The organism is Paraburkholderia sp. EG286B (genome assembly GCF_040965655.1).
In the GTDB taxonomy this organism is placed as follows: Bacteria; Pseudomonadota; Gammaproteobacteria; order Burkholderiales; family Burkholderiaceae; genus Paraburkholderia.
The window spans coordinates 1-23,694 of record NZ_JBFRCF010000027.1 but is presented as its reverse complement, the minus strand read 5'-3'; the positions used below and the strand labels follow the sequence as shown (position 1 = coordinate 23,694).

Below are 23,694 nucleotides of genomic sequence, written 5' to 3'. Positions count from 1 at the left end.
TTGTCAGGCATCGTCGACGACCAGATCGACGATGCGCAACTCTGTGCCGCCGTTCGGCTGGAGCCAGTAGCCGCCGCAGTGCGCGCAGGGGGCGCCCCGCGTGGCCAGCGCCACGGTCGCGTTGCAGTTCATGCACCACGCGCTTCCCGAGGGTTCGTCGATCTCGACCCGTGCGCTGCAAAGGCAGGTGCCGGGCGCGATCGCTTTGAGGGCAAAGCGCAGCGTCTCGACATCGACGCCAGCGAGGCGCCCGACTTCAAGCCTCAGCACCTTCACGCGGACAAAGCTCTCACGCTCCGCGGCCGCTTCGACCAACGCAAGCACGCCGCCGGCCAGACTTACTTCATGCATACCTTGGCTTCCATTCAGCTCAGTATTCGGGGCCTTGTCTCGATCCTGGTGCTCACGCGCCGTCCGTGTCGACCACATAGGCGGCACACGGATCGAACGCGCCCATCCACGCGCCTACTCGCGCGGCGAACGTTCCATCGCCGCACGCCGGGTCCAGCCGCGACAAGGCTTGCGCGAGCGTGCCTTGGCCGTGGAAGTTCCACTCAGTCGGCGCGACCACGCGATAATCCTCGATGCGCGCCGCATCGTCTGGCGCGAGGCGCACCCAATGGAGCAGCACGCCGCGCGACATCTCGCACCAACTGAGCGCCTCGCCGGGCGCGCACGTCAGCGCGCCAAAGCGAAGCGCACTTGGCCCGCCATCGCCCGCTGCCAGCCGCGCCACCTCCGCGACGCGCGCGCCAATCCGCAGCCAAGGCGTGTCGTATTCCAGCGCACGCGGATCGTCGCTACGTGTCCACACGCCGGTCTCCGCAGGCAGGCCGCGTTGTACGGGCGCGTGCGCGAAGACCGGACTCTCGGCAATCGCCACGGCCAGTTCGCTTAACCGCGTTTCGTCGATGATGAGCGGCCGCGGCGTAGCGCGCATCGTATCGGCGTGTGCGCGGCAGGCTGCCAGCAACCGGGCCGGGAACGTCGCGGCTCGCGCGCTCCAGGCCGCTAAGTAGCCACGCGGATCGTCCGTCCAGTGCGCTAGCCACTTTTGCGCAGGCATGCCCAGAACGTGCCGCTCCAGCCAGTCGGAGGAATCAACCGAGTCGAAGTCGGGCAGCGTATGCGGCGCGGCGGCGGCGAGCCGTACCGGCCAGTCGGTCCACATGCAGCGAAGATGCACGGCGAGCGTCTCACGCATGAGCATTGCGGCGTGAGCGGTGTCGGTCACACCGTCGCTTTTGTGCTCCACTGAAGCGCCCGCTGCGTCGACGGCAAGTTCTGCGCAGAGCCTATGCGCGAGTCCGCACAACGAGAAGAGCGCCGACAGCCGCGCCGCAGCGGTTGCTACCGGTTGCCCGCGCAGCAGCGCGGCGGCGAGTGGTGGGCGCCCGCCCGCGATGCAGTCGTGCCGGCCGGGGCGCACCCGGTACTGTGCGGCCAAGGTCGCCAGCATCGCCGCGTTCATGGAGCGCTCCCTAACGCGCCCGGCCGCAGCAGGAGCGAATGACGCGACACGCGCGGGACACCGCCCGATGTGGCGCTCTTCTGTCCGGCGAATTCGAGCATCGGCAAAAAAAGCGAGCAGCACGCATAGGCTCCGACGTCTTGCGCGTGCGCGCCGAGCCATTTGAAATCGACGTCGCCTAGACGCACGCGCGCTTTGCCGGCCTGCCGCGGACATTGCACCGAGTCCTGCATCGCGCCGGGTAACGATAGGGGCCTCATGGACAACGGCGTGATCGGCATCCCGAACCGACCGCATCGGGCCCCGGTCTCGCCGGGCATCGGCCCGAAGCCGGTCCCCTCGATGCGCAAGGCGAGTTTCACGACCGGCATGTCAGGCATCGCACTGGTTGCGGCCGTCTCGAAGTGCGCGACCAGCGTAGCCACCCTTGGATCGCCGTGTATGACCTCCCGCTGGATTGCACGCACGGTCAATCCGCGTCCCACAAGAACCATGAACTGATCCGGCGCGCGGCCGTAAACGCGGCAGCGCCAGTGCGCCTGAAGCGCCACGAACGTCGCGTGCGGCGGAATCTGCAAGACCGGGTCGCCTTGTTCGGGATGGTGGATCCACCAGCAGATCTTGCATTCGAGGCACGTGTGCGCCTCGATTCGGCTGCTGGCGCCGAGATGGCAGTCTTCGAATTGCTTCGTTCGCTGGTCCATCGTCACGCCTCACCCACCCACTCGATCAACTGGGTCAAGCGCTCGCGCGAATCCGCGAGGTCTTCTGGCGCGGCGCGCACGACCTCTGGCAGATCGGTGATCTCGATCGTGTTCAGAATCAGCATGTCCTGCGAGTTGAAATATGCAACACGCCAGCAGTTCGCGATCGCCGTGCTGCACACTCGGCATTTTCCGTAGCCGCGCGACAATATCTGTACCGCGCCTTCGCCCAGCACGGCGTCGATCAGTCGCTGATCCCCCGGCGACAACGGCAGGAGCGTTAGGTTGACGATGTGGGGCGCATCCCCGGCGCGCCAGCGCGCGACGGAATCGCGTACCTCGCTCAGGATCGACGGCGCGTTCATCACGTCGAGCGGGAGCATGTCCGGCAATGGCATCATCGGCTGCGCCGGGTGTTCGGGCCGGGCAAGCATCGCGGGGGCCGCGCCGATTTCGAGGCGGTCGATCGGGCCCGCGCCATTCTGCTCGACTACGCACCACAGGCCGGCAAACACGGTCTCCTGGATCAGCCCGCCGCTCCGCTGCGCGTCGTCGACGCGCGCGCTGACCTCGCCCTCGCCCAGCACGTCGTTGAGAATGCGCAACGTTACCGGATCGTACGGCGTCAGATCGATGGTTTCGGGCGGCGTGCCAGGTTCGTATGCCGCCAGTACGCCCAATACGTCGCGAAGCACGCCGCGCGCGGCGTCGAGTGCCCACGCATCACAGCGCTCAGGCAGCGTCGGCGCCACATAGATGCGCATGCCTTGCGGCATCGGCAGATAGTCGAGCACCGCGTCGCTCTCGGCCTGGTTGCCCGGGCCGAAAGGCGCGACGGGAATGGGAAATGGACTCATGGACACGATCAACGACCCCAAGAATTGGTTGACAATTCGTGACAGCCGGGCGAAGCGCCGACGGCGTGACCGGGAATGCCGACCCATGGCATCCGCGTAGTCGGTTGCCCGAGCGCATGTGCGACGTTTGCCACGTAGTCATCCCAGTCCGTCATACTGGAGAGCCTCGTGACATAAGCGCCGTCGCGCAGACACAGCAACGTGGATCACCGCCACACGCGGCGCGCGAGTTCGGGCAGCATCATGGCCACGTCGAGGAATTCGGGAAAGTGCACCGCGTCGGCCCCGAGCAGCGCTACGCATTCGCCGCCGTACGCAATCCAGTCGTCTACCTTTCGTTCGTCCACGGACACGGCGTGTCTGCCATCGGTTAGCCGCTGCCACGGGCGTCGCGTCAAGCGCGATACCGTTCGTATTTGTCATGTCGATTGCTCGGAAGACCCGTGACGGCCATGCGTCGGTTGCGCGCTGGAGGTCAACCGGGCTAGATCGTCCACGCCGAGGTCGGACGGCATTTCAAAATGCGAGCTCGCTCGGGCCATGGCGGCGTCTCCCTCCAGCGCCAGTTCCACGAGCGAGAGCGTCGCGTCGATTTCTGCCGCGCGTGTCCCGTCGAGCTTCTCGCGCGCCGTGTCGAGAAAGACCAGCAGCCATTCGCCGGCGCTGCATGGACCAACCAGCGAAGTGTCGATCCGGCGGTGCCCGTCGCGTCCGTGGCACAGCGCCTGCAAGCCCTGCACCTCGATCACCCGCATCGGCACGCCTATACACACGACGGCGTCTCCTCGCGGCGCATGCGCTGCAGCACGCGCTCGTCGCCGGTGCGGCACGCATCGGCCTCGCTGGGCCGCTCGCCTTCGTAGCGCGAAAGCGCGAGATGTGGCAGCGTGACCGCATCGTCGGCATGTAACGGGGTGTGGCGCGGCGTGGGCTTTCCGCCCCATGCGGCAAGGCGCTCGAGGCCAAGTTCGAGCGCGCGCTCGAGCGACGCTTTAACGGCGGGTCGCAGGCTGCCGCCGAAATCGGCCACTTCGTCCGGCTGGCAGCCGATCAGCAGCACGCGGCGTGGATACCGGCCTGTCAGGCGCGCGAGCATCAGCACCTCCTGGAAGCCGGTCTGGTGCAGGCTTATCTTGCGCACGCCGAGGAACGCCGGTACATCGTCATTCTCAACGATCTTCAGCGTGCCCGGCGCGAGACCGTAATCGACCGCGTCGAAAATGAGCAGACTGTCGGTGGCCTGGACGTACTGGACCAGACACAGCCCTTGCGTGCCGCCGTCTATGAGGCTCACGTGCGGGGCGAACTCAAAGTGCTGCTCAAGCGCCTCAATGCAGCGCACGCCAAAACCCTCGTCGGCCCACAGCAAGTTGCCGATGCCGAGTACGACGATGGCAGGCGCGGCGGTTTGTGCACAAATCAGCATTGCAACCTCACTTCCTGAAGGTACGGTAGCCCGATATCATCGTGCCGACCATGTTCTGGCGCCCCATGACGTCTTCGCGGATCGCCATATAGACATGCACGATCACGAACATCAGGATCGCCCACATGCCGAGGCGATGCCACGTGTGCACGCTCTGCGACTGGCCGATCAGCGTGGATACCTGGCCAAACGCAATCTGTTGCCAAGAGTCGGCCTGCGCGCCTTCGCCATACAGTGCGAAACCGGTCACGATCATGAAGAGTGAGATCAGCAGGAACACGAAGAACATCGCGAATCGCGATAACGGATTGTGCCCGCTGAGCTGGCGCGGCGTGGGTCCGAGGAACAAGTAGTAACGCAGCATGGTGAGCATGTCCAGCCAGTACTCGCGCGAGAATACCGGCACCCAGAACATTTCGCGCGCATGGCGATTGCCGACAATCGCCCAATACGCGCGGCCCACAAGTCCGATTGCGAACAGGTAGCCCGCGGTGAAATGCGCAAACCGGATATAGCCCATCAGAAAATTCGCGCTCGCCTCGCCGGGCTGTGTGGGAAGGGGGGAGCCGATAAAATCGCCGGTCAACGCCAGCACCACGATCGACACTGCGTTGATCCAGTGCCAGACGCGTACCGGCGCTTCGTACACGTAAATCGCCTCGGTGGGCGAAACAAAGTCGGCCGCCTTTTCGCGTCGAGAATACGATTGCATCGTCATCATCCTTGCGTGCCGCGCGGCGTCGGTGAGCGCAGGCGCTGTGGCGGCCTAGTGGGGTTAGCGCACAGTCACGGCGGTCATTTCCGCACCGTCCGCGTTCATCACGTGCGTCGAGCACGCCATGCAAGGGTCGAACGAATGCAGCGAGCGCAGGATCTCGACGGGCTGCTCGACATTCGCCACGGGCATGTCCATGAGGCTCGCTTCGAACGCGCCAATCTGCCCTTTCGCGTCGCGCGGGCCGCCGTTCCAAGTGCTCGGAACGACGCACTGGTAATTCTCAATGCGACCGTTCTTGATCCGGATCCAGTGGCCGAGCGCGCCGCGCGGCGCGGCGACCGCGCCCACGCCCTTCGCCTCGGCTGGCCACGTCGAAGGATCCCACTTGTCAAGGTTCGCTGTCGAGGTGTCGCCGTTGCGGATGTTTTTCAAGAGGCTTTGCCAGTCGTCCGCCATCATCTCGGAGCAATACTCCGCTTCAAGCGCGCGGGCGAGCGTGCGGCCGATGGTGGTCGGCAGCAGTTGCTTCACGCCAAGCGAGCTTTCCGGCAAGCCGAGCAGCTTTGGCATGCCCTGGTTCACTGCAAGGAGGGAGGCCTCGATCTGTTCCTTCATACGGCCGCAATGCGGATTGCTCTGCTCCGCGTGTGCGTAGCCGAGGATGTAGCGCGCGAGCGGTCCGACTTCCATCGCGTGCCCGCGCCAGCGCGGCGACTTGATCCACGAGTACTTCGCGCTCTCGTCGATCGACTCGATTGCGGTGCGCGTGCCCTTCGTGTTGGGTCCGAGCTCGTAGTGCGGTTCGGTAATGCCGTCCCAGGGATGCAGCCCGCGGTAGTTGTCAGGGTATTGATACCAGGAGTGGGCGACGAACTCCTGCACTTGCTCGGGGTCGCGCGGATCAACTGGCAGGAGCGTGTTCCAGTCGCCGTTGATGATGGCTCCGCCTGGCATCTGGTTGGTCGATGGGTTGTAGTTGACGAGCGGATACGCGCCGTAGTCCATCACGTTGGTCGCGGCCAGGCCGCCGCCATGCAGCCAGCCGCGTGCCTTGTAGATCGTGCCGATCGCAAGCAGATCGGGCACATATACGTTGCGGCAGAAAGTGATCGCTTCGTCGATGAGCGACTTGACGAAATTCAGGCGCTCCATGTTGATGGGGGCGCCGGCCGCTAGGTCGTTGCCGATATTGATCGCGCAAGGCACGCCCCCCCACGAGGTAGTTCGGGTGCGGATTCTTGCCGCCGAAGATCGCGTGGATCTTGACCCACTCCTTTTGCATGTCGAGCGCTTCGAGGTAGTGCGTCACGGCCATCAGATTCGCTTCCGGCGGCAGCACGTACGCGGGGTTGCCCCAGTAGCCGTTCATGAACGGACCGAGCTGGCCGCTTTCGATGAACTTGCGCAGACGCGTCTGCACATTGCGGAAATAGCCCGGTGACGACATCGGATGCGCGGGCGAGATGCGCTGTTGCAACTCGGACGTGAGCTTGGGGTCGGCCTTGAGCGCCGACAACACGTCGACCCAGTCGAGCGCGTGCAGGTGATAGAAGTGCACCACGTGGTCCTGCACTTGCAATGTCTTCGACATGATCTCGCGGATCAGGTACGCGTTGGGCGGAATGCGGATGTCGAGCGCGTCCTCGACGGCGCGCACCGAGGCGAGCGCGTGACATCCCGTGCATACGCCGCAGATGCGCTCGACGAACGCCCATGCGTCGCGCGGGTCGCGCCCCTTGAGAATTACTTCAAGCCCGCGCCACATGGTGCCGCTGGAAACGGCGTTGCGGATCACGTTGTTCGAATCAACATTGACCTCGACTCGCATATGGCCTTCTATGCGTGTGACCGGATCGACGACGATGCGGCGTCCGTTCTTACCGAGCTGAAACCCTGGGTTCGAAATGGCGGTCATGGTTGCTTTCCTTTGCGGCTTCGGCTGCACCCCGACGCGGGGTATAGCTGTTCTCCGTCGCGGTCGTCCATTGAGCCCTGCTTCGACCTGGCGTGCTGAATTGCCGAAGCGGCTGCATGCGCAGCAGTGGCGGCGCCCACCACGACGGCCGCGGTCGCGCCGATCTTGTCGGCGTTCGCTTCGACTCCGAACTGATCGATCCGCGTGAGCCGATCGTAGAAGGAGCCCTTATCCCAGAATCCTTCCTCAGAGCAACCGAAGCAGCCGTGGCCCGCCTGAATGGGGAAGCTCGTGCCGCCGTTCCAACGCACGGTCGAGCAGGCGTTGTATGTCGTCGGGCCCTTGCAGCCGACCTTGTAGAGGCAGTAGCCGCGCCGTGCCGCTTCGTCGTCCCACGACTCGACGAACTGGCCCGCGTCGAAATGCGGACGGCGGTAGCACTTGTCGTGAACACGCTGGCTGTAAAACATTTTCGGACGGCCTTGGCGATCCAATTCCGGTATCCGGTCGAACGTGAGCATGTAGGTAACGACGCCCGTCATCACCTCGGCGATCGGCGGGCAGCCTGGAACCTTGATGATCGCCTTGTCGGTGATCACCTTGTGGATTGGCACCGCCTGCGTCGGGTTCGGCTTTGCCGCCTGCACGCAGCCCCACGACGCGCACGACCCCCACGAGATCACAGCCCTCGCGTCCTTCGACACACGGCGCAACTGATCGACGAATGGCTTTCCGCCAATAATGCAGCTCATGCCGTCTTGATTCAGCGGCGGATTGCCTTCGACGGCAAGGATGTAGTTGCCACGGTACTTCGTCATCACGTCTTCAAGGACCGCCTCGGCCTGGTGTCCCGCGGCAGCCATCAACAGGTCGTCGTAGTCGAGCGAGATCATTGAAAGCACGACGTCCTTCGCAAGCGGGTGCGCCGAGCGGATGAACGACTCTGAGCAGCAGGTGCATTCGAGTCCGTGTAGCCAGAGCACCGGCGTGCGAAGCTTGGTCTCCATTGCGTGGACAATCTTCGGCATGAACGCAGGTCCGAGGCCGAGCAACGTCGTCGTCAGCGAGCAGAATTTGAGGAAGCTACGGCGCGAGATCCCTTGGCGTCGCATGACTTCATAAAACGTTTCGATCACTATGTGGTCCCTTGATCGCGTTCGGCCCTGCGACGCTGGCATATACGACCGCGACTTCGGGTCGTCTCACTGTCGGTGATGCGTTCTGAAAATAACAAGATTCGTGCCGGCTTCGTGTCGCGGGTCCCTAAAGAAAAAAATATTCCGCGGCGCTTGCCGTGATTGAGGTGGAGGCGGGAGGGACTACGGTGCTGCGCCGACAAAACCTTCTCGTAGTGGCGACGGGCCGTTCGGCTAACAGAGGTCAGCCAGTACAGGATTTTCACAGAACGAAGCAAAATATCTGGAGGTTCAGGAATCAACCTATGCGCCACCTTTTCGCACGGCGTGAAACTAGAAAAATTGCCGAGAAAGCTCGATAAATTCTTGGGGTGCCTGTCTTGTTTGTCCAATTCTCGACGACATATGTCGGCGTTGTCACGTTGAGGCTAGGCTGAAAAAGTCGCCGAATTTGCGACGTGTTGGCATTGTGGAACCGTATGGACTTCACACGCGCGGTGGGTGCGCTGCTTCGTGAAGCCGTGCGCCTGCGGTGCTTTGCTGTGGATTAGCCTTCTGGCTGGCGTAAGGGCTGTCAGCGTAGACCTTCCGCTCCTGGCCGTGTAGCAATTGCGGCAGCGGATGCACGTTGGCCGGCGCGAGCACTACGCTGTGCACCGGGCCACGCTGGCTGTCCTCGTCGATGTATAGCTTCGCGCCGAAGTACCATTGCTTGTCTTTGCGCATCTGATGCATTTGGGGGGGCGCACGAGTTCTGCTCATGCTACCTCGAATATTGGCGCACCGATGATGGTGGCATCCACGACCGTGACGCTCCTGAGTTTCATGCGGTTCGTCACCCGGCCGACTTCGGCAATCAATTTCTCACCTCAGCTTGAGGGTTTCAAGAAGACGGCGAAATTTCAGCAGTGTGGTGACGTCCGGTACTGCCTCCCAGTCCAGATTCTCGCAAAGCGACGCAACCTGGCACTAACGTAAAGAGCGTCTTCACAAGCGAAATCGGCCAGGTTCAAGCAGTGCTGGATAAAATGAAGGCGCAGCATGCGCTCCCGGTCAATCGGCGGGCGGCCATTGCCGCACCTCGGATAATACGGCTCGACCAGTGCGCAAAGCTCAGCCGACACGGCGAAACTGCGAAACTGCGTTCATCGCGAGAAACTCATCACGTCGCGTCCGTTTGTGATGCGTCTCGAAAGCCGCACCTTCATCGGCGGCCATCGACAGCGTCGGCGGCTTCACCCTGTTCTGTCCTCCGGGTCCACCCCGATCTATAACGCTCGCAGTAGCTCTGCGGTCGACTTGATCAGCGTTGCGTGAAGTACGCATTCGTGCGCTGGGAGATGTTGCATATCCGACAACGTCGAATATGCAACACTGCGGTTGCCGCGACAACGGAGAATTAAGGCGGCGGTTATGTCGCAACGACCACTTAACTTCGCCGGACGCTTATCAACTCGATGCTCATTGTCCGCTTGTGTGCATAGTGTGGGCCGTGCTGGACAAAACCATCAATGGGCCTTTACGGCCGAAGTCACTCATCGTCGTGGAACCTCGACAGCTGCGGGCTTACCATCTCAATGCAGTGTCGCGATAGGGCGCTGCGTTGCGGTAAGATTCGCCCCCCGCATCTTGATGACCACATAAACGGCGATACCGAAGAAGATGCCGTTTCCGAGCGCCGCCACGGTGCTCAAACGCTGTCGTCACCCAGTGGATGCGGCCATGCTGTGCGCGCGGTGGTACAAGTCCTACTCGTTAAACTTGCGCAATTTTGGTTCCCCTTTCGCTCCGCCGCGACTCTCAGTTTTTCGCCGCGGCCGCCAAGAAAGAAACGCCGCGGATTGGGCATTGATCTTGCGTTCTCAAGGGGCGCCCGGTGGAGTGTGCACCATGCCGGGAAGACGCATCGCCCATTCCAAAAGGAGGCGTCACGATGGCGTTACTGGAACGAGCCGCATGGTATGACATTGCACGTGCCACCAACTGGACCTCAAGATATGTGACGGAGTCAGAGCTCTTTCCCGATCTCATGTCTGGGGCGCAAGGCATTCCCATGGCGAGTTGGGAAACCTACGACGAGCCCTACAAGACGTCGTATCCCGAGTATGTGCGCATCCAGCGTGAGAAGGATGCTGGCGCATATTCAGTCAAGGAGGCACTTGAGCGTAGCCGCATGTTCGAGGACGTCGATCCGGGGTGGCTCTCCATTCTGAAGGCGCACTACGGTGCAATTGCGCTCGGCGAATATGCGGCGATGAGCGCCGAGGCCCGAATGGTACGTTTCGGCCGTGCGCCCGGCATGCGCAATATGGCCACCTTCGGCATGCTCGACGAGAATCGTCATGGTCAGTTGCAGCTCTACTTCCCTCACGACTACTGTCCCAAGGATCGCCAGTTCGATTGGGCCCACAAGGCGTATCACACCAACGCGTGGGGTGCGATTGCCGCGCGCAGCGCGTTCGATGACCTGTTCATGTCGCGCAGTGCGATCGAAATCGCGGTCATGCTAACCTTCGCGTTCGAAACGGGTTTTACCAACATGCAGTTTCTCGGCCTCGCGGCCAATGCCGCCGAAGCGGGCGACTACACTTTTGCAAGCCTGATTTCCAGCATTCAGACAGATGAGTCGCGCCATGCGCAAATCGGGGGTCCCGCCTTGCAGATCCTGATTGCCAACGGCCGTAAAGAGCAAGCTCAAAAGCTCGTTGATGTCGCGATCGCGCGCGCGTGGCGTCTGTTCTGCCTGCTCACGGGCTCCTCGATGGATTACGCCACGCCACTCGTGCATCGCAAGCAGTCGTTCAAGGAATTCATGCGGGAATGGATCGTAGGTCAGTTCGAACGCACTCTGATCGACCTCGGACTCGACCTGCCATGGTACTGGGAACAGATCATTCGCGAGTTCGACTACCAGCACCATGCGTATCAATTGGCTATCTGGTTCTGGCGGCCTACCGTGTGGTGGAATCCTGCTGCCGGCATAACACCTGAGTGCCGCGACTGGCTCGAAGAAAAATATCCCGGCTGGAACGACACGTTCGGCAAAGTGTGGGATGTCATAGTCGATAACCTGCTTACCGGCAAGCCTGAGCTCACCGTTTCCGAGACGCTGCCGATCATCTGCAACATGAGCCAGTTGCCTATCTGCGCGATCCCTGGCAATGGCTGGAATGTAAAGGACCATCCGCTCGACTACAACGGCCGCACGTATCACTTCAACTCGGAAATTGATCGCTGGGTGTTCCAGCAGGACCCCGCTCGCTACCGCAATCACCTCTCGCTCGTTGATCGCCTACTGGCTGGGAAGATCCAGCCACCCGACCTGACGGGTGCGCTGAAGTACATGGAACTCGCCCCGGGCGAAAGTGGCGATGACGCGCACCATTACGCGTGGGTCAAGGCGTACTGCAACAAGCTTTACGAAGAAAAGTCTGCATGAAGCCGCGATTCAATGGAGGGCGATATGGCTCTTGTCCCTGTGATTTCTAATTTTCAGTACGACTTTGTATTGCAGCTCGTAACCGTGGATACCGACAATTCCATGGACGAGATCGCCGCCGCAGCATCTCATCATTCGGTGGGCCGGCGAGTAGCGCCTCAACCCGACAAGGTGATCCGCGTGCGCCGCCAAGGTAGCAAGCAGTTCTATCCGCGCAACGCGAAACTCGGCGAGACCGACATCAAGCCGATGGAAACGCTGGAATTCATCTTTTGCGATGATTGAGGGCGACATGAAGTTTCGGAAAGTTTGCACTCTCGATGACCTGTGGGAGGCGGAGATGACCGAGGTGGAAGTGGATGGCCACGTGATCGTGTTGGTACGTCCCGAAGGCGGCGAGCCGCGCGGCTTTCAGGGCATTTGTCCGCACCACGACATTCAGCTCGTTGAAGGAAAATTCGATGGCCGCGTGCTGACGTGCCGGGCTCATCAGTGGACCTTCGACGCAAATACGGGCAAAGGAATCAATCCGGGTGACTGCCGTCTCGCCGAATATGCCGTGAAGCTCCAAGGCGACGATGTTCTGATTGCCGTAGAAGGCGTTCATGCGCTCTTTGCCCATTCCTGAGTCCGCAGGGGAACACAACATGAACATTGACAAGACCGCCGAAGCTTACCGTAACAACCGCGTGGGTCCGGTGCTTCGCGCGAGCAGAATCACGGCCGGCGTCATCGAAGCCGCGCACGAGGACAACCCCGGCAAGGCGATCCGCGTGGACGACAAGCTCGCATATGTGCGCATCGACGCGGACGGCGAACTGATCCTATGCCGCTCGACGTTGGAGGGAGCGCTGGGTCGGCCGTTCAGGATGTCCGAACTCGAAGTCAATCTCAGCTCGTTCGCGGGCCGCATCGAGACGACCGACGAGTATGTGCGTTTTTACTACGAAAAGACGCTTTAAGGAAGGTCAGCTGGAGTCCTGGCATTGACGCCCGTTCAGCTCTCTTGGAAGCATCGCGAATTAGTTGGGTAGAAGTGTAATGTCGCAGTTCCCTGGATCTTTCAACCAAGCCTCCGAATCTCTCGACACGATGCGGCGTGGTACCTTGGTCGGAGCCGATTTGCGCTGATCGAGCCGCGTCTATGCGCCAGGCAAAAACGGACGACCGCTTTTCCCGATCGCGACGATGCCGCAAATTCGGTTTATGGAGCAAAGGTTCGCTCTGTCGGACCCTGCAATGGAAGAGGCGCAGTATCGCGAGTTGCTGGGTCTCGAGGGCGGCATGGTGCACTGAACCAGAGCGATTGTCTGGACGCTATACACCATAAGATCGACCGCCTCAAGGCAAAGATCCCTGCCAAGATTGAACATCCCTTTCCCATCATCAAGCGACAGTTCGGCTATGCGAGGGCCCGCTATATGGGGTTGGTGAAAATGCCGTCCAGACCACGACGCGGTCTGCTCTTAGCGATTTATGGATGATGCGCAGAGCTTTGCGAAACACTGAAGATCTGCCCGTGCAGTTATATGTTTCACCGGCACGGCAACTGACGGGTGACTCTGCCGGGAAATCTCCACACAAGAATGTCGTCGCCGTTCAGACTGCGATGAGCGTGGAGGATCACCGCTCCGAAAGCGACCTCTGCAACCCTTCCTTAACTGGAGACAATCATGACGCAACCCGAAGTCCTCAAGCCACTGAAAACATGGAGCCATCTGGCGGCCCGGCGGCGCAAGCCAAGCGAGTACGAGATCGTCACGACCAATTTGCACTACACGACCGACAATCCCGATGCGCCGTTCGAGCTCGATCCGAACTTCGAAATGGCGCAATGGTTCAAGCGAAACCGCAATGCTTCCCCGCTTACTCGGCCCGACTGGAATGCGTTCCGCGATCCTGACGAGCTCGTCTACCGCACCTACAACATGCTCCAGGACGGGCAGGAAACGTATGCCTTCGGGCTGCTAGACCAGTTCTCCGCACGCGGTCACGACACCATGCTCGCACGCACCTGGGCGGGCACGCTCGCGCGCCACTACACGCCCTCCCGCTTCCTGTTCCATGCACTGCAAATGGGCTCGGCATATCTGACCCAGATGGCGCCCGCTTCCACGATCTCAAACTGCGCTGCTTACCAGACAGCGGACACTCTGCGCTGGCTCACTCACACGGCGTATCGCACCAAAGAGCTGTCGCAGACGTTCGGCGACCTCGGCTTCGGCACTGACGAGCGGTACTACTGGGAGGACGATCCAGCATGGCAGGGCTGGCGCAAGCTCGTCGAGCACGCACTCACAGCATGGGACTGGGCGGAGAGCTTCGCCGCGCTGAACCTCGTCGCGCGCCCGGCGGTGGAAGAAACAGTCTTGCGAAGCCTCGGAGTGGCTGCGCGGCACAACGGCGATACGCTGCTCGGCCTCATCACCGATGCGCAGTTGATCGATGCACAGCGCCATCGGCGATGGGCCGCCGAACTCGTTCGCATGGCGCTTGAGGAGCAAAACAACCGCGCGGTGCTGACGGCTTGGGTGAGCAAGTGGGAATCGCTCGCCGACAAAGCTATCGCGGCGTGGTGCGTTGCGCTCCCCGACTCACCGGACGCCAGTGCGCACGCGAAAGCGGCCACGCGCGAGTTCAGGGGCTCCGTCGGTATATGAGTGTCGGCACGAGCCGGCCCATGCATGCCCGCACGATGTCCTCGAAACGTTCGGCCATTTCGTCGATTTCACACGCCGACGAGATGAAAGGCGGCGCGAACAGCACATGGTTGCCCTCCACGCCGTCAGCGGTACCCGAGCCCGGATAGATCAACAGGCCGTGCTGGAGCGCTTCCCGCTTGAGCCGCGCAGCGAACGTCGCGCCGCCAGTATACGGTGCCTTTGAATCGCGGTCCTCGACGAACTCCACGCCGACAAACAGCCCCCGGCCCCGCACGTCCCCGACGATTTCGACATTTGCGAATCGCTCCTTCAGCCGTGCGCGCAACTGATGCCCGCGCACGACGACTGCGTCGAGCAGATGATCGTCTTCTATTGTGCGCTGCACTTCGAGCGCGACGGCGCACGCGAACGGGTGATTTACGTGCGTTTGCCCATTGCCGAGCACGCCCGTGCCCTGTGCCATCGCATCGTGCACGGCGGCCGACATCAGTACCGCGGCGATCGGCTGATAGCCGGCCGCGAGACCCTTGCCAATTGCCACGAGATCAGGAACGACGCCATCCTCGAGATAGGCGTACACTAAACCGGTCCGCCCCATGCCGGCCATCACCTCGTCGAGCAGCAGAAGCACGTCATGACGTTCGCAGACTTCACGGATCTTCTTCAGGTAGCCCGGCACAGGAGGCACCGCGCCGTTGGTTGACCCGACTACCGTCTCGGCGACGAACGCCGCGACGTTCTCCGCGCCAAGCGTGCGAATCTTGTCGTCGAGCTCCTGTGCGAGGCGGCCCGCGTACTGCTCATCACTCTCACCCGCGCGCCGGTGCCGGTAGGCATAGCACGGCGACACAAACTCGGCGCGCGGCAGCAGCGGCTCGAACACCGAGCGGCGCTGTGGATTGCCGGAGATCGCGAGCGTCCCCAACGTGCTGCCATGATAGCCTTGTCGGCGCGCGATGAAGATCGATTTCGACGGCTTGCCGCGCTCGCACTGATACTGATAGGCGATCTTCATCGCGAGTTCCATCACCTCTGAGCCACCTGACAGGAACTGCGCCTTCGCGAGCCCATTCGACGCCGCGACCAGCCGCTCGGCCAACTCCTCCGCCGCGGGCGTAGTGAAGCTGCCCGCATGCGTCCACGCAATCTTGCGCGCCTCGCGCTCCATCGCCGCGACGATGCGCGGATGCGCATGGCCGAGGCTCGAGACGGCAACGCCTCCGCACGTATCCAGATAGCGCCTGCCCGAAGCATCCTCGATCCAGACACCCGAGCCCCTCACTGCGACGATCGGGGATGAGTTCAGATTTTTGTATACGAGCGCCGACATGGCATTTTTTCCCAGTTTTCATTGGGTGGGTCAAGACGGTAGCAGCGATCCCATGATGTGGGCGCGCGATGAAAGCTCGGGCTGAAACGCGAAGAATTGCCGATCCGACGCAACCAGCCTACAGGTACGAGCACCAGCATGTGCAGCGAATAGAACAGCACTCTGAGCAGCATCGCCTTCTCCTTTCGAGTTTCGACACTGGCTCAGTCGAGCGGAATCTCGACGCGCCAGTCGGTCGCTTCCTGAAACGCTGGCTGCTCGGTTCGCACGAGTACATGCGAACCGAGCACGAGCACGTCCATCTCCGTGCGCATGAAGCACGCGTATGCTTCTTCTGGCTTGCAGACTATCGGCTCGCCGCGTACGTTGAACGACGTGTTAACGAGCACCGAGCAGCCCGTTCTGCGCTTGAATGCGAGCAACAGCTTCGTGAACGGGGCGTTGTTTTGCGTGCTCACGGTCTGGATGCGCGCGGACAGATCGACGTGCGTGATCGCGGGCAATGTCGACCGCACGTCGTTGATGCTGCCGAGGCCGCGGCGATAATCGCCGGGGCCGCGTGTGACATCGGTCTTGATCGCATCGGCGATCTGAGACACGATCAGCATATAGGGGCTCTCTTCGCGCGAGTCGAAGTAGCGTGTCACATCCTCGAGAAGTACGGCGGGCGCGAAGGGCCGGAACGACTCGCGGTATTTGATCTTAAGGTTCATTTTGCGTTGCATTTCGGGATCGCGCGGATCGCCGAGGATCGAACGCGCACCAAGTGCCCGCGGACCGAATTCCATTCGACCCTGAAACCAGCCAACCACGGTCCCGTTGGCGATATGCGTCGCCACCTCGTCATAGAGGGCATCGCCCTCAAACGACTTGTAGCAGTACCGGTTTGCGTCCAGGAACGCAGCGATCTCATCATCGCTGAAGCTTGGTCCAAGCAGCGCGCCGCGCATCGCGTCTGAACCGCTCGCGGCGAGATGCGGGCGACCGTCGAGTCCGACCGCGAGGTCCATCGCAGCGCCCAGCGCGCAGCCCGCGTCGCCGGCTGCTGGCTGGACCCAGATCGAATCGAATTCGCCGGAACGGCTCAACACACCATTTACGACGCAGTTGAGCGCGACACCGCCCGCGAGGCACAGATTCCGCTCGCCGGTCTGCTCGACGGCAGATCTGGCGAGACCGAGCACGAGCTCCTCGGTCACCTTTTGTACCGACGCGGCCAGATCACATTCGCGCTGCGAGATCGGACTTTCCGGCTTGCGGGATGGGCCGCCGAAAAGCCGCTCGAATCGCTCGCCGATCATCCGGTCGCCCTTCAGGTACTCGAAATAACGCATATTTAGCGTAAACGAGCCGTCCGGCCGGATGTGAATCAGCTCGTCGCGAATCTTCTGGGCGTAGACCGGCTTGCCGTACGGCGCGAGCCCCATCAGCTTGTACTCACCCGAATCGACCTTGAACCCGCAGTAATACGTGAATGCCGAATAGAATAATCCGACGGAGTGCGGATACGAGATTGAGTTGCAGAGCTCAAGCGACGTGCCCGACCCGCGCCACACGGTCGTCGAATGCCATTCGCCGATTCCGTCGATACAGAGCACGGCGCTCCGCTCATACGGCGAGGGAAAGAACGCCGCCGCCGCGTGCGAACGATGGTGCCGACAAGCGACGACCTTCGGCGCGCAACCGCAGCCGAGCTGGGCGATTTCCTTGTCGACGTGTTCGAGCACGCGGCGCTTCCAGCGCAACCATTCCGGCATGGTGCGTGAAAACGCGGCTGCGCCGCCGATGCCGGCGCTCGCAAACGACGACATGACGCGTGAGAATTTTTCCTTCGGGTCTTCGTAGTAGACGATCGCGGCGAGATCGTCTAGCTGGATGCCCGCTTCGCCAAGGCAATAGCGAATGCCGTTCGCCGGAAATCCGCTATCGTGGCGAATCCTTGTGAAACGTTCTTCCTGCACCGCCGCGATAGGTACGCCATCACTGATTAGAGCGGCCGCGCTGTCGTGATAAAACGCCGAGATGCCCAGAATATGGTTGGCCATGCGAGAAGGACCGTCCGTAGATCGATTTCAAAAAACGAGGGGTGCGCGTCAGTACGACGGCCTTGTGAGCTGCGCTCGCGGTGTCTCGGCGCGCCCGTCAGCAGGCTGCTGCGACAGATGTGCGAACGCGTCGCTTCGCCCTTTCTTGACGAGTCCGGCGAGAGCCGGTACAAGCGACGCAACAAGCACCACGCTCATCGCAATGTTGAATGCGCGCAAGGCATGCGGTTTCGTCAAGAAGCGACGTAGGAACGTCCCGAAGAGCACCCATACCATCGAGCACGGCGAGCCGAATGCAAAAAACAGTAGCGCGATCGCGAGTACGTCCAACCTGTACGAGTCCGATGTCGACGCATAAGTGAGCACCGCGCCGACCGCCATTACCCACGCTTTTGGATTGATCCACTGGAACAATGCTGCCGACAGAAAGCCTAGAGGCGATGCCGCCTTCGCATCGAAGTTCACCGTCGGCGACGTCGCAATCCGGTATGCGAGGTACAGCATGTAGACGGCGCCGGCGAACTGCAATACGTCGTGCAGCGCCGGGAAGCGGCGGAAGACGGCCCCCGCCCCGAGCCCGACCGCAGTCAGCATAAGCGGAAAGCCGACATTGATCCCCGCGACGTGGCGCATTGTGCGCGCCGCGCCGAAGTTGACACCGGATGACATCAGCATCACATTGTTTGGCCCCGGCGTCACACAGGTCGAAATTACGAATAGGATGATCGACAGATAGTCCATTGCCGCTCCTCGTGGGCGCTCAGCGATAGTCTTCGAGTTGGCCGCGGCGGCGGACGTCGACCGACACGCAATGGAACCCACCGCTCAAGCTGCGCGCATGCCGCATTGGCAGCGGCGCAACGTCGATGCGGTGCTTTTCCAACGCACGGATCAGCTCGATCTGCCGGTCATTGACCACGGCAAGCGACGGGTTGACCATGATGAAGTTCATTCCCTGCCAGATCGATGCGCGTGGATACGACCAGCAGTAGCCGGTATCAACCATCCCCGGGCACCAGACTACTTCCCAGTTGCGGAAAATCGCTGGCACCTGCGCGCGCGAAATCCGCTCGGGACTTAGGACAACGAGTCCCGGGCGCACGAGCGTAATCGTAGTGTCGATGTGCGTGCCGTCGTAGACTCCCTCGATCGGATGCACGCGATAACCCTCCCCGAGCGTACGTTGCAGCCATTCGTACCCGAGCCGGTTGCCGCTGCGCGAGACAAGGTAGAGAATGTCGCGCCCCATCCGGATCACGTTTGCCGCATCGAAGATCGGTTCGTCATTGGCAAGGATCTCGCCGTCGGTGGGCTTGACGCGATACGCGCTGTCGGGCAAGCGAGGCTTAGGCGCCGAGATCCATTTGGCGCCGCTGGCGAAGTAGTCGAGCAGGTGCGAGTGATAGGCATGCGATTCGAAGTAGCGACTTCGCAGCGTCATCGGCGCTTCGATGATCAGGTCGCCTATAGGTAGCAGCACATCGCGCGGGCAATAGTTGTATTCGCCGTCAGTCTGCCAGCCCGGTGCGCCGAACGCCGCCGTATGATCGACCGGCTCGGGACGCCTGACCGTCACGCCTTGGCTGCGCAGGAACAGCGCGAACCTGTCGAGGTCTTCGTTCGCCTCGGCGATCACATGCGCCGGATACGGTCCGGACGGAATCTGGTCAGCGCGCTCATGATGGTCGGCGTAATCGAGTGCGAAGAGTCCCGGATCGGCGCGCGGCACTTGCGCGCCGTCCGCGATCCCGACAATCATCTCTTCGAGCGGATCCCATTCGTTATGTACGTTGACGAGCGACATCGTTTCTCCATGCTTGGTTGAATTGAAATCGAAATCCCGTGCGGCGCTCAGGCGGACGCCGCGACCGGAGTGTGCTGATTGAGCAAGAGTGGCGCGCTGTCGGCTTCGGTCGCGATACGCATCCAAGGCCGCAGCCCCAACGCACCGAGCAGCCGTTCGCCGCGGCTCGGCAACGGCGCAAGCGATTCGTAGCCGACGCGGATCCTTTCCCAGCTCGCACGCGCCGCGCCCGTCTCAATCGAAGCGGCCTGTCGCATGTACACGTCGATGGCGTCGACAGCCCACGCCGAATGACCAGCCGACACGTTGTCGATCGAGTTGTGAATGTCGACGAAGTCAGTGCTGAAGCCGTAGTGTCGGAGAAAGCGCCGTGCGGAGCGATAGCTGCCGCCGACGCCGGAAAGTTCCATCGCGAGGTTCATTCCGAGGATTTCCGGCATAAATCTGCGCGGCAGCTTGCCGAGACAGAGCCAGTAAACTGGCAACCGGAACGACTCGTCCCGCAAGCGAGGATCGTATGCGAACGCACGCGTGCCCGTCGGCGGTAGCTCAATACCCATTTCGCGCAGGCCGTCGCGGAAGATCCTCGGATGGTTCAGTTGATAGCAGCCGTTGCCGAGTTCGTCCCAGTACGTTTGAAACAACGCGAAGCCGACCTGCGACGCGGCGAGGCGCCAGTCGCTGAAGCCCTGTAGCCACGAGCCGTCGATCAGCGTAAGTGGCGCAAGCTGCAATGTGGAGTCGACCACCGCTTCGCGCGACGGCATGTCCTCAGGGTCGCTCCGCACGAACTCGAGTCCTTGCAGGTCGTGCTGATCGAGCAGCCATTCGCGCAGCGCGCCGACGCGCCAAGCGCGCGGCAAGCCGCGTTGCGAACGATTCAGGGAGCGCCTCGCGCGGGCGATCCAGCGGTTGGCATAGTCGATCGCAAGCCGCTGCATGCGAGGCGCCATCGCGCGGCCCTGCAGTGCGAAGTAGAGGTCGCGCAAATTCGAGGGCGCGAGGCTGCGCGCGATGTCGTCGACGCAGGGAGCGATAGCCGGGGTACAGGGGCCGGCGCCTGCGAGGGCCGGCTGTGCGTCGCGCACGGCTTCAGGCGACCCAAGCCGCGACTCGGGCAAACAGTTGATCCAGCGCCTGATGATCGCGAGGTCGTCGTCGCTGAACACACGAAACATTCGGCCGCTCGGACCAATCAGTGTTGTGACGAGAAGGCTGCGGTCGGCAAACCCTGGCACGACAAGTCGGCTTCTCGCGAGCGCATCAACGAGCGGTAGCGGATTATGCATCGCTTCCTCGAACCACTCGGCCAAGGCGCGGCCCTCGAGCCGGTACTCGTGATGATAGACGGCGCCTTCGCGCGCCCTCGCCCGCATTAGCTGGGCCATCGCCGCGCGCGGCGACACTGCACGTCCCGCGGCCTCGATCACGACGTCGTCCCACTCGCGCAGTGCAACGCCCGCCCATGCGATCGCGCGCTCAATGCGCTGGCGCCACTTCTCGCTTCGCGCGACGAACCGTTCGACGACCCATTGCGAGATCGGCTGCGCCGCTGTCTCGTCCGTGAGACCGACGAACGTGCGCAGATCTAGCCCATGTGAATCGAATAGGACCCCCGGCGCATCGCGCAGCGCAGTCCAGCAAGGCGCCAGCCCCATCGCGCGAAATGCGAGATCGATGCCGGCGAGCTCTGGCCCGAACGCGTCGCTTCGACGGCTCATCGCAAGCAGGAGAGCTGGCAATCGAAACGCCTCGTCGCGAATCGCCGGCAGTGTCGACAACTCGAAGGGCTCAAGCGCGAAGCGCGAGTGGCCGGCTTGCCGCAGCAACGCCTTAAAGTGGTCGTAGCGCGACGCCTCCGGTAGGCCGACACCGACGTCGCCTGCAAAGAGCGCCATCATGCGTAGATGCACTTCGTCCTCAAACACGCCGGGCGCGCTCATTCCCTGGAGCCAGCAGCCGAGCGACGAGGCGAGCGGCGTCGACTGAACGAGCAGCGTGCCGACGAACACTCCGATACCGGCCGTGCGCCGAGCCTCGTCGTAAATCCGCAGATAGTCGGCGTGCCGCGTAGTGCTCCATGCGCCAATATTCCCGGCGAGAGAACGCCAATCCGCCCCGCTCGGCGCATCGGACAATCCGTCAAACTTCGTTAGCGCAACGATGCCGTCGCTATCCAGAAACGACTCTGGATCCATCGCCTGTCGATAAATCTCTCGCCACATATTTGTCCCTTGAGGGTGTAACGATCCGGACGGCAACCCGAGAGCCGCCTTTCTTTCCGCGGGGACCGCTCAAGCGGTTAAAACATCGGATAGATCGACGAATCGGCCTTCTTCTTTTTCTTGTAGAACCAATGAGCCAACAAACGTTTGATGAGACGCATGACTCCTCCTTTCAAATGGCATCAAGAATGAGCTTCGAAACGAACTCATGCCCCCGATCCGTAAAGTGGATACGATCGACAAAGAGCCATTGATCGGGCTGAAGCGTTTCCGAAATGATTGGCGTGATGTTGACGAATTTTACGTCGAGCTTTTTCGCACCTTCTTCGAGCTTCGCCGCGTAGGCGGCGCAGACATCGCGATGCAGGATATCGCCGTAGGCGTCGCTAAAGCGGCCAACACGATCAAGCTCCGCGAAGAGAGCCTCCTCCTGTGGGCAACCCTTCGCACGCACCCAGCCCGCCAGCGGCTGAAGGATGAAGGTGAGCTTCGCGCCGAGATCTGCCGCGATCGCGCGCCACACGTCGAGGTGGCGCAGCGTCAGGTCCGCCGCGAAATCGATCTGGTCGACCATCGGAGGCGGCGGCTCGGCATCGCGGGCGCGGTCGAAGAGCGGCCACCCCTTGCGCTTGCCAGCCACAGGCTCGGAACTGAACGCGTCGAAGAACTGACCGCAGTTGAAAAACGCTCCGTGCTCGAGACGGTTGCGGGCGGGCTGCCGTGCGAGCCCGAGGTTATTGAACCCAGAGAACAGCACGATCTCCTCGATTTTCGGCAACAAGTGCCGATAGAGCGTGAGGAGGATCACCTCCTGCGCTGAGTTGAAGCTGCGCCCGCCAAAGTTGAGCCACGGCGCGGCGCGCTGATCGTTCTCAGAGAGCCGCGACGACAACGTCCAACGATCGGCGCTCGCGCCGATGCCGAACACCGTCGAGCTGCCGGCAAGCAGGCGGGCCGAGTGCATGCCCGCGTGATCGGAAACCGAAGAGCGGATGCCGCCGCGATCGGAGTAACGAAATCCGCTACAGTCCGTATTGACCACTGAGGAACGGTAATTGACCGGATGGAAGTACATCATGTACGGCAACCACCGCACCTCGCCTGCGTCGGTGAATTTCCTCTCGTAGCCCGCCATTTGCGGCGTCAGTTCCAATCTTGCACTCATTAACGCTCCCTCAGGTTATACACAGGCAGGCGATCAATGGACTATCAATAAAATTGCAACCCGCACAAAAAACTCTTTATGGATAACGTAATACATCGATATTAAATACTACGGATTCTGAATGGCGCAAATGTCACTCGCGGCACCAGCGTGCACTACCCCTCAGCATAGCGGCCAACAGCCCGCCGCAAAACACTCTCTTTTTTCTGCTCATAGATAATTCTTACCGCAAAAAGGTTACTAGGCCTCCACCTTCACTGGCTCCAATACTGCCTGCGTTTTCCGCAAATCACTGGCACGGGCAACACTGACTGAGTCTGAATGATGCCATGCGGGCGGGTGGAACGACCAGAATAACGACATCAAATGTATTGATGTTAATGGCCCGCTAGGTTGATGGAGAGCGCGGTAGAATATTCGCAATGAAAAAGACAGTATTGCTTCTTCAAGGTGATTGGTTGCCTGCCATCTTCATCAACTGATCGATTCGCTGGTCCGACGAAAAAATGCGATAAATAATAACTATGTCTAGTCTAGACATCATGTATGGACCTGCCGCACCTCAAGGTACGCGGATTAAGCTTGAGGTCGGTTACTCCGCGGCTCAGAGCCGCATTGAGGGGGCAGGTCATGAACAAGTTTAGCAAGTACGTGGGCCTGGATGTACATGTGCGACCTGAAAGTCGCTTGAGTTTCTGTTTCACTGGAGAAGGTATGACCTGATGAAACCGGTTGTTCCATCAACCGTTCCCTACCCGGACATGCCGAGCCGGTAACAGCTCGGTGTGAAGCTCTG

Annotated in this window: 21 protein-coding genes and 3 pseudogenes; 6 read left to right on the top strand and 18 right to left on the bottom strand. The window is 61.5% G+C overall.

The window, feature by feature from the left end:
- Positions 1-3: 3 nt before the first annotated feature.
- The 11 genes and pseudogenes from AB4Y42_RS36780 to AB4Y42_RS36730 form a co-directional block, all read right to left on the bottom strand.
- Positions 4-351 (bottom strand): hydrogenase maturation nickel metallochaperone HypA, encoded by a 348-nt coding sequence (locus AB4Y42_RS36780; protein ID WP_368692905.1) that lies wholly within the window; start codon positions 349-351, stop codon positions 4-6.
- 52 nt (positions 352-403) lie between these two features.
- Positions 404-1,471 (bottom strand): hydrogenase maturation factor HoxV/HupK, encoded by a 1,068-nt coding sequence (locus AB4Y42_RS36775; RefSeq protein WP_368692906.1) that lies wholly within the window; start codon positions 1,469-1,471, stop codon positions 404-406.
- Positions 1,468-2,175, bottom strand: a complete 708-nt coding sequence (gene hybE / locus AB4Y42_RS36770) for a [NiFe]-hydrogenase assembly chaperone HybE (protein ID WP_368692907.1) — start codon at positions 2,173-2,175, stop codon at positions 1,468-1,470. The genes AB4Y42_RS36775 and hybE overlap by 4 nt, the downstream gene beginning before the upstream one ends.
- 2 nt (positions 2,176-2,177) lie before the next feature.
- Positions 2,178-3,119, bottom strand: coding sequence for a hydrogenase expression/formation protein (locus AB4Y42_RS36765; RefSeq protein WP_368696937.1), 942 nt, complete (start codon positions 3,117-3,119; stop codon positions 2,178-2,180).
- 119 nt (positions 3,120-3,238) lie between these two features.
- Positions 3,239-3,430, bottom strand: coding sequence for a hypothetical protein (locus AB4Y42_RS36760; protein ID WP_368692909.1), 192 nt, complete (start codon positions 3,428-3,430; stop codon positions 3,239-3,241).
- 21 nt (positions 3,431-3,451) lie between these two features.
- Positions 3,452-3,787 (bottom strand): HypC/HybG/HupF family hydrogenase formation chaperone, encoded by a 336-nt coding sequence (locus AB4Y42_RS36755; protein WP_368692910.1) that lies wholly within the window; start codon positions 3,785-3,787, stop codon positions 3,452-3,454.
- 8 nt (positions 3,788-3,795) lie between these two features.
- The gene (locus tag AB4Y42_RS36750) at positions 3,796-4,458 is read right to left on the bottom strand and encodes a HyaD/HybD family hydrogenase maturation endopeptidase (protein WP_368692911.1); all 663 of its coding nucleotides are present in this window, start codon (positions 4,456-4,458) and stop codon (positions 3,796-3,798) included.
- A gap of 7 nt (positions 4,459-4,465) precedes the next feature.
- On the bottom strand, positions 4,466-5,170 hold the full coding sequence (gene cybH, locus AB4Y42_RS36745; RefSeq protein WP_368696936.1) for a Ni/Fe-hydrogenase, b-type cytochrome subunit: 705 nt from the start codon (positions 5,168-5,170) through the stop codon (positions 4,466-4,468).
- Positions 5,171-5,233: 63 nt separating this feature from the next.
- Positions 5,234-7,091 (bottom strand): annotated as a pseudogene (locus AB4Y42_RS36740) (nickel-dependent hydrogenase large subunit).
- A complete protein-coding gene (locus tag AB4Y42_RS36735; RefSeq protein ID WP_368696935.1) occupies positions 7,088-8,227 on the bottom strand; it encodes a hydrogenase small subunit in 1,140 nt (379 codons plus the stop codon). The pseudogene AB4Y42_RS36740 and the gene AB4Y42_RS36735 overlap by 4 nt, the downstream one beginning before the upstream one ends.
- A gap of 467 nt (positions 8,228-8,694) precedes the next feature.
- Positions 8,695-9,445: pseudogene (locus AB4Y42_RS36730) on the bottom strand (IS5 family transposase); the annotation flags it as partial.
- 715 nt (positions 9,446-10,160) lie between these two features.
- On the opposite strand from AB4Y42_RS36730, the gene AB4Y42_RS36725 reads away from it, so the two are divergent.
- From AB4Y42_RS36725 to AB4Y42_RS36700, 6 genes and pseudogenes are all read left to right on the top strand, one after another.
- Positions 10,161-11,666: a YHS domain-containing protein gene (locus tag AB4Y42_RS36725; protein WP_368696934.1), complete on the top strand. Its 1,506-nt coding sequence runs from the start codon at positions 10,161-10,163 to the stop codon at positions 11,664-11,666.
- 24 nt (positions 11,667-11,690) lie between these two features.
- On the top strand, positions 11,691-11,951 hold the full coding sequence (locus AB4Y42_RS36720; RefSeq protein ID WP_368696933.1) for a toluene-4-monooxygenase system B family protein: 261 nt from the start codon (positions 11,691-11,693) through the stop codon (positions 11,949-11,951).
- A 7-nt stretch (positions 11,952-11,958) separates the two neighbouring features.
- Entirely contained in the window at positions 11,959-12,294 is a 336-nt protein-coding gene (locus tag AB4Y42_RS36715; protein ID WP_368692873.1) for a Rieske 2Fe-2S domain-containing protein, read from the top strand.
- A gap of 19 nt (positions 12,295-12,313) precedes the next feature.
- Entirely contained in the window at positions 12,314-12,628 is a 315-nt protein-coding gene (locus tag AB4Y42_RS36710; protein WP_368692872.1) for an MmoB/DmpM family protein, read from the top strand.
- A 369-nt stretch (positions 12,629-12,997) separates the two neighbouring features.
- Positions 12,998-13,102: pseudogene (locus tag AB4Y42_RS36705) on the top strand (IS5/IS1182 family transposase); the annotation flags it as partial.
- 237 nt (positions 13,103-13,339) lie between these two features.
- Positions 13,340-14,326 (top strand): aromatic/alkene monooxygenase hydroxylase subunit beta, encoded by a 987-nt coding sequence (locus AB4Y42_RS36700; RefSeq protein WP_368692871.1) that lies wholly within the window; start codon positions 13,340-13,342, stop codon positions 14,324-14,326.
- Here AB4Y42_RS36700 and AB4Y42_RS36695 read toward each other — a convergent pair.
- The 7 genes from AB4Y42_RS36695 to AB4Y42_RS36665 form a co-directional block, all read right to left on the bottom strand.
- On the bottom strand, positions 14,304-15,659 hold the full coding sequence (locus AB4Y42_RS36695) for an aspartate aminotransferase family protein (RefSeq protein ID WP_368692870.1): 1,356 nt from the start codon (positions 15,657-15,659) through the stop codon (positions 14,304-14,306). The two genes, AB4Y42_RS36700 and AB4Y42_RS36695, sit on opposite strands and share 23 nt — an antisense overlap.
- The gene (locus AB4Y42_RS36690) at positions 15,632-15,832 is read right to left on the bottom strand and encodes a hypothetical protein (protein ID WP_368696932.1); all 201 of its coding nucleotides are present in this window, start codon (positions 15,830-15,832) and stop codon (positions 15,632-15,634) included. The genes AB4Y42_RS36695 and AB4Y42_RS36690 overlap by 28 nt, the downstream gene beginning before the upstream one ends.
- A 30-nt stretch (positions 15,833-15,862) precedes the next feature.
- A complete protein-coding gene (locus AB4Y42_RS36685; protein WP_368692868.1) occupies positions 15,863-17,704 on the bottom strand; it encodes a carbamoyltransferase in 1,842 nt (613 codons plus the stop codon).
- Between the two features lie 48 nt (positions 17,705-17,752).
- Complete coding sequence (locus AB4Y42_RS36680; protein ID WP_368692867.1) at positions 17,753-18,445, bottom strand: LysE family translocator; 693 nt, start codon at positions 18,443-18,445, stop codon at positions 17,753-17,755.
- A gap of 19 nt (positions 18,446-18,464) precedes the next feature.
- The gene (locus AB4Y42_RS36675; protein ID WP_368692866.1) at positions 18,465-19,634 is read right to left on the bottom strand and encodes an inosamine-phosphate amidinotransferase 1; all 1,170 of its coding nucleotides are present in this window, start codon (positions 19,632-19,634) and stop codon (positions 18,465-18,467) included.
- Positions 19,556-21,706 (bottom strand): iron-containing redox enzyme family protein, encoded by a 2,151-nt coding sequence (locus tag AB4Y42_RS36670; protein ID WP_368696931.1) that lies wholly within the window; start codon positions 21,704-21,706, stop codon positions 19,556-19,558. The genes AB4Y42_RS36675 and AB4Y42_RS36670 overlap by 79 nt, the downstream gene beginning before the upstream one ends.
- Positions 21,707-21,905: 199 nt before the next feature.
- Positions 21,906-22,886, bottom strand: a complete 981-nt coding sequence (locus AB4Y42_RS36665) for a hypothetical protein (protein WP_368696930.1) — start codon at positions 22,884-22,886, stop codon at positions 21,906-21,908.
- Positions 22,887-23,694: the final 808 nt, after the last annotated feature.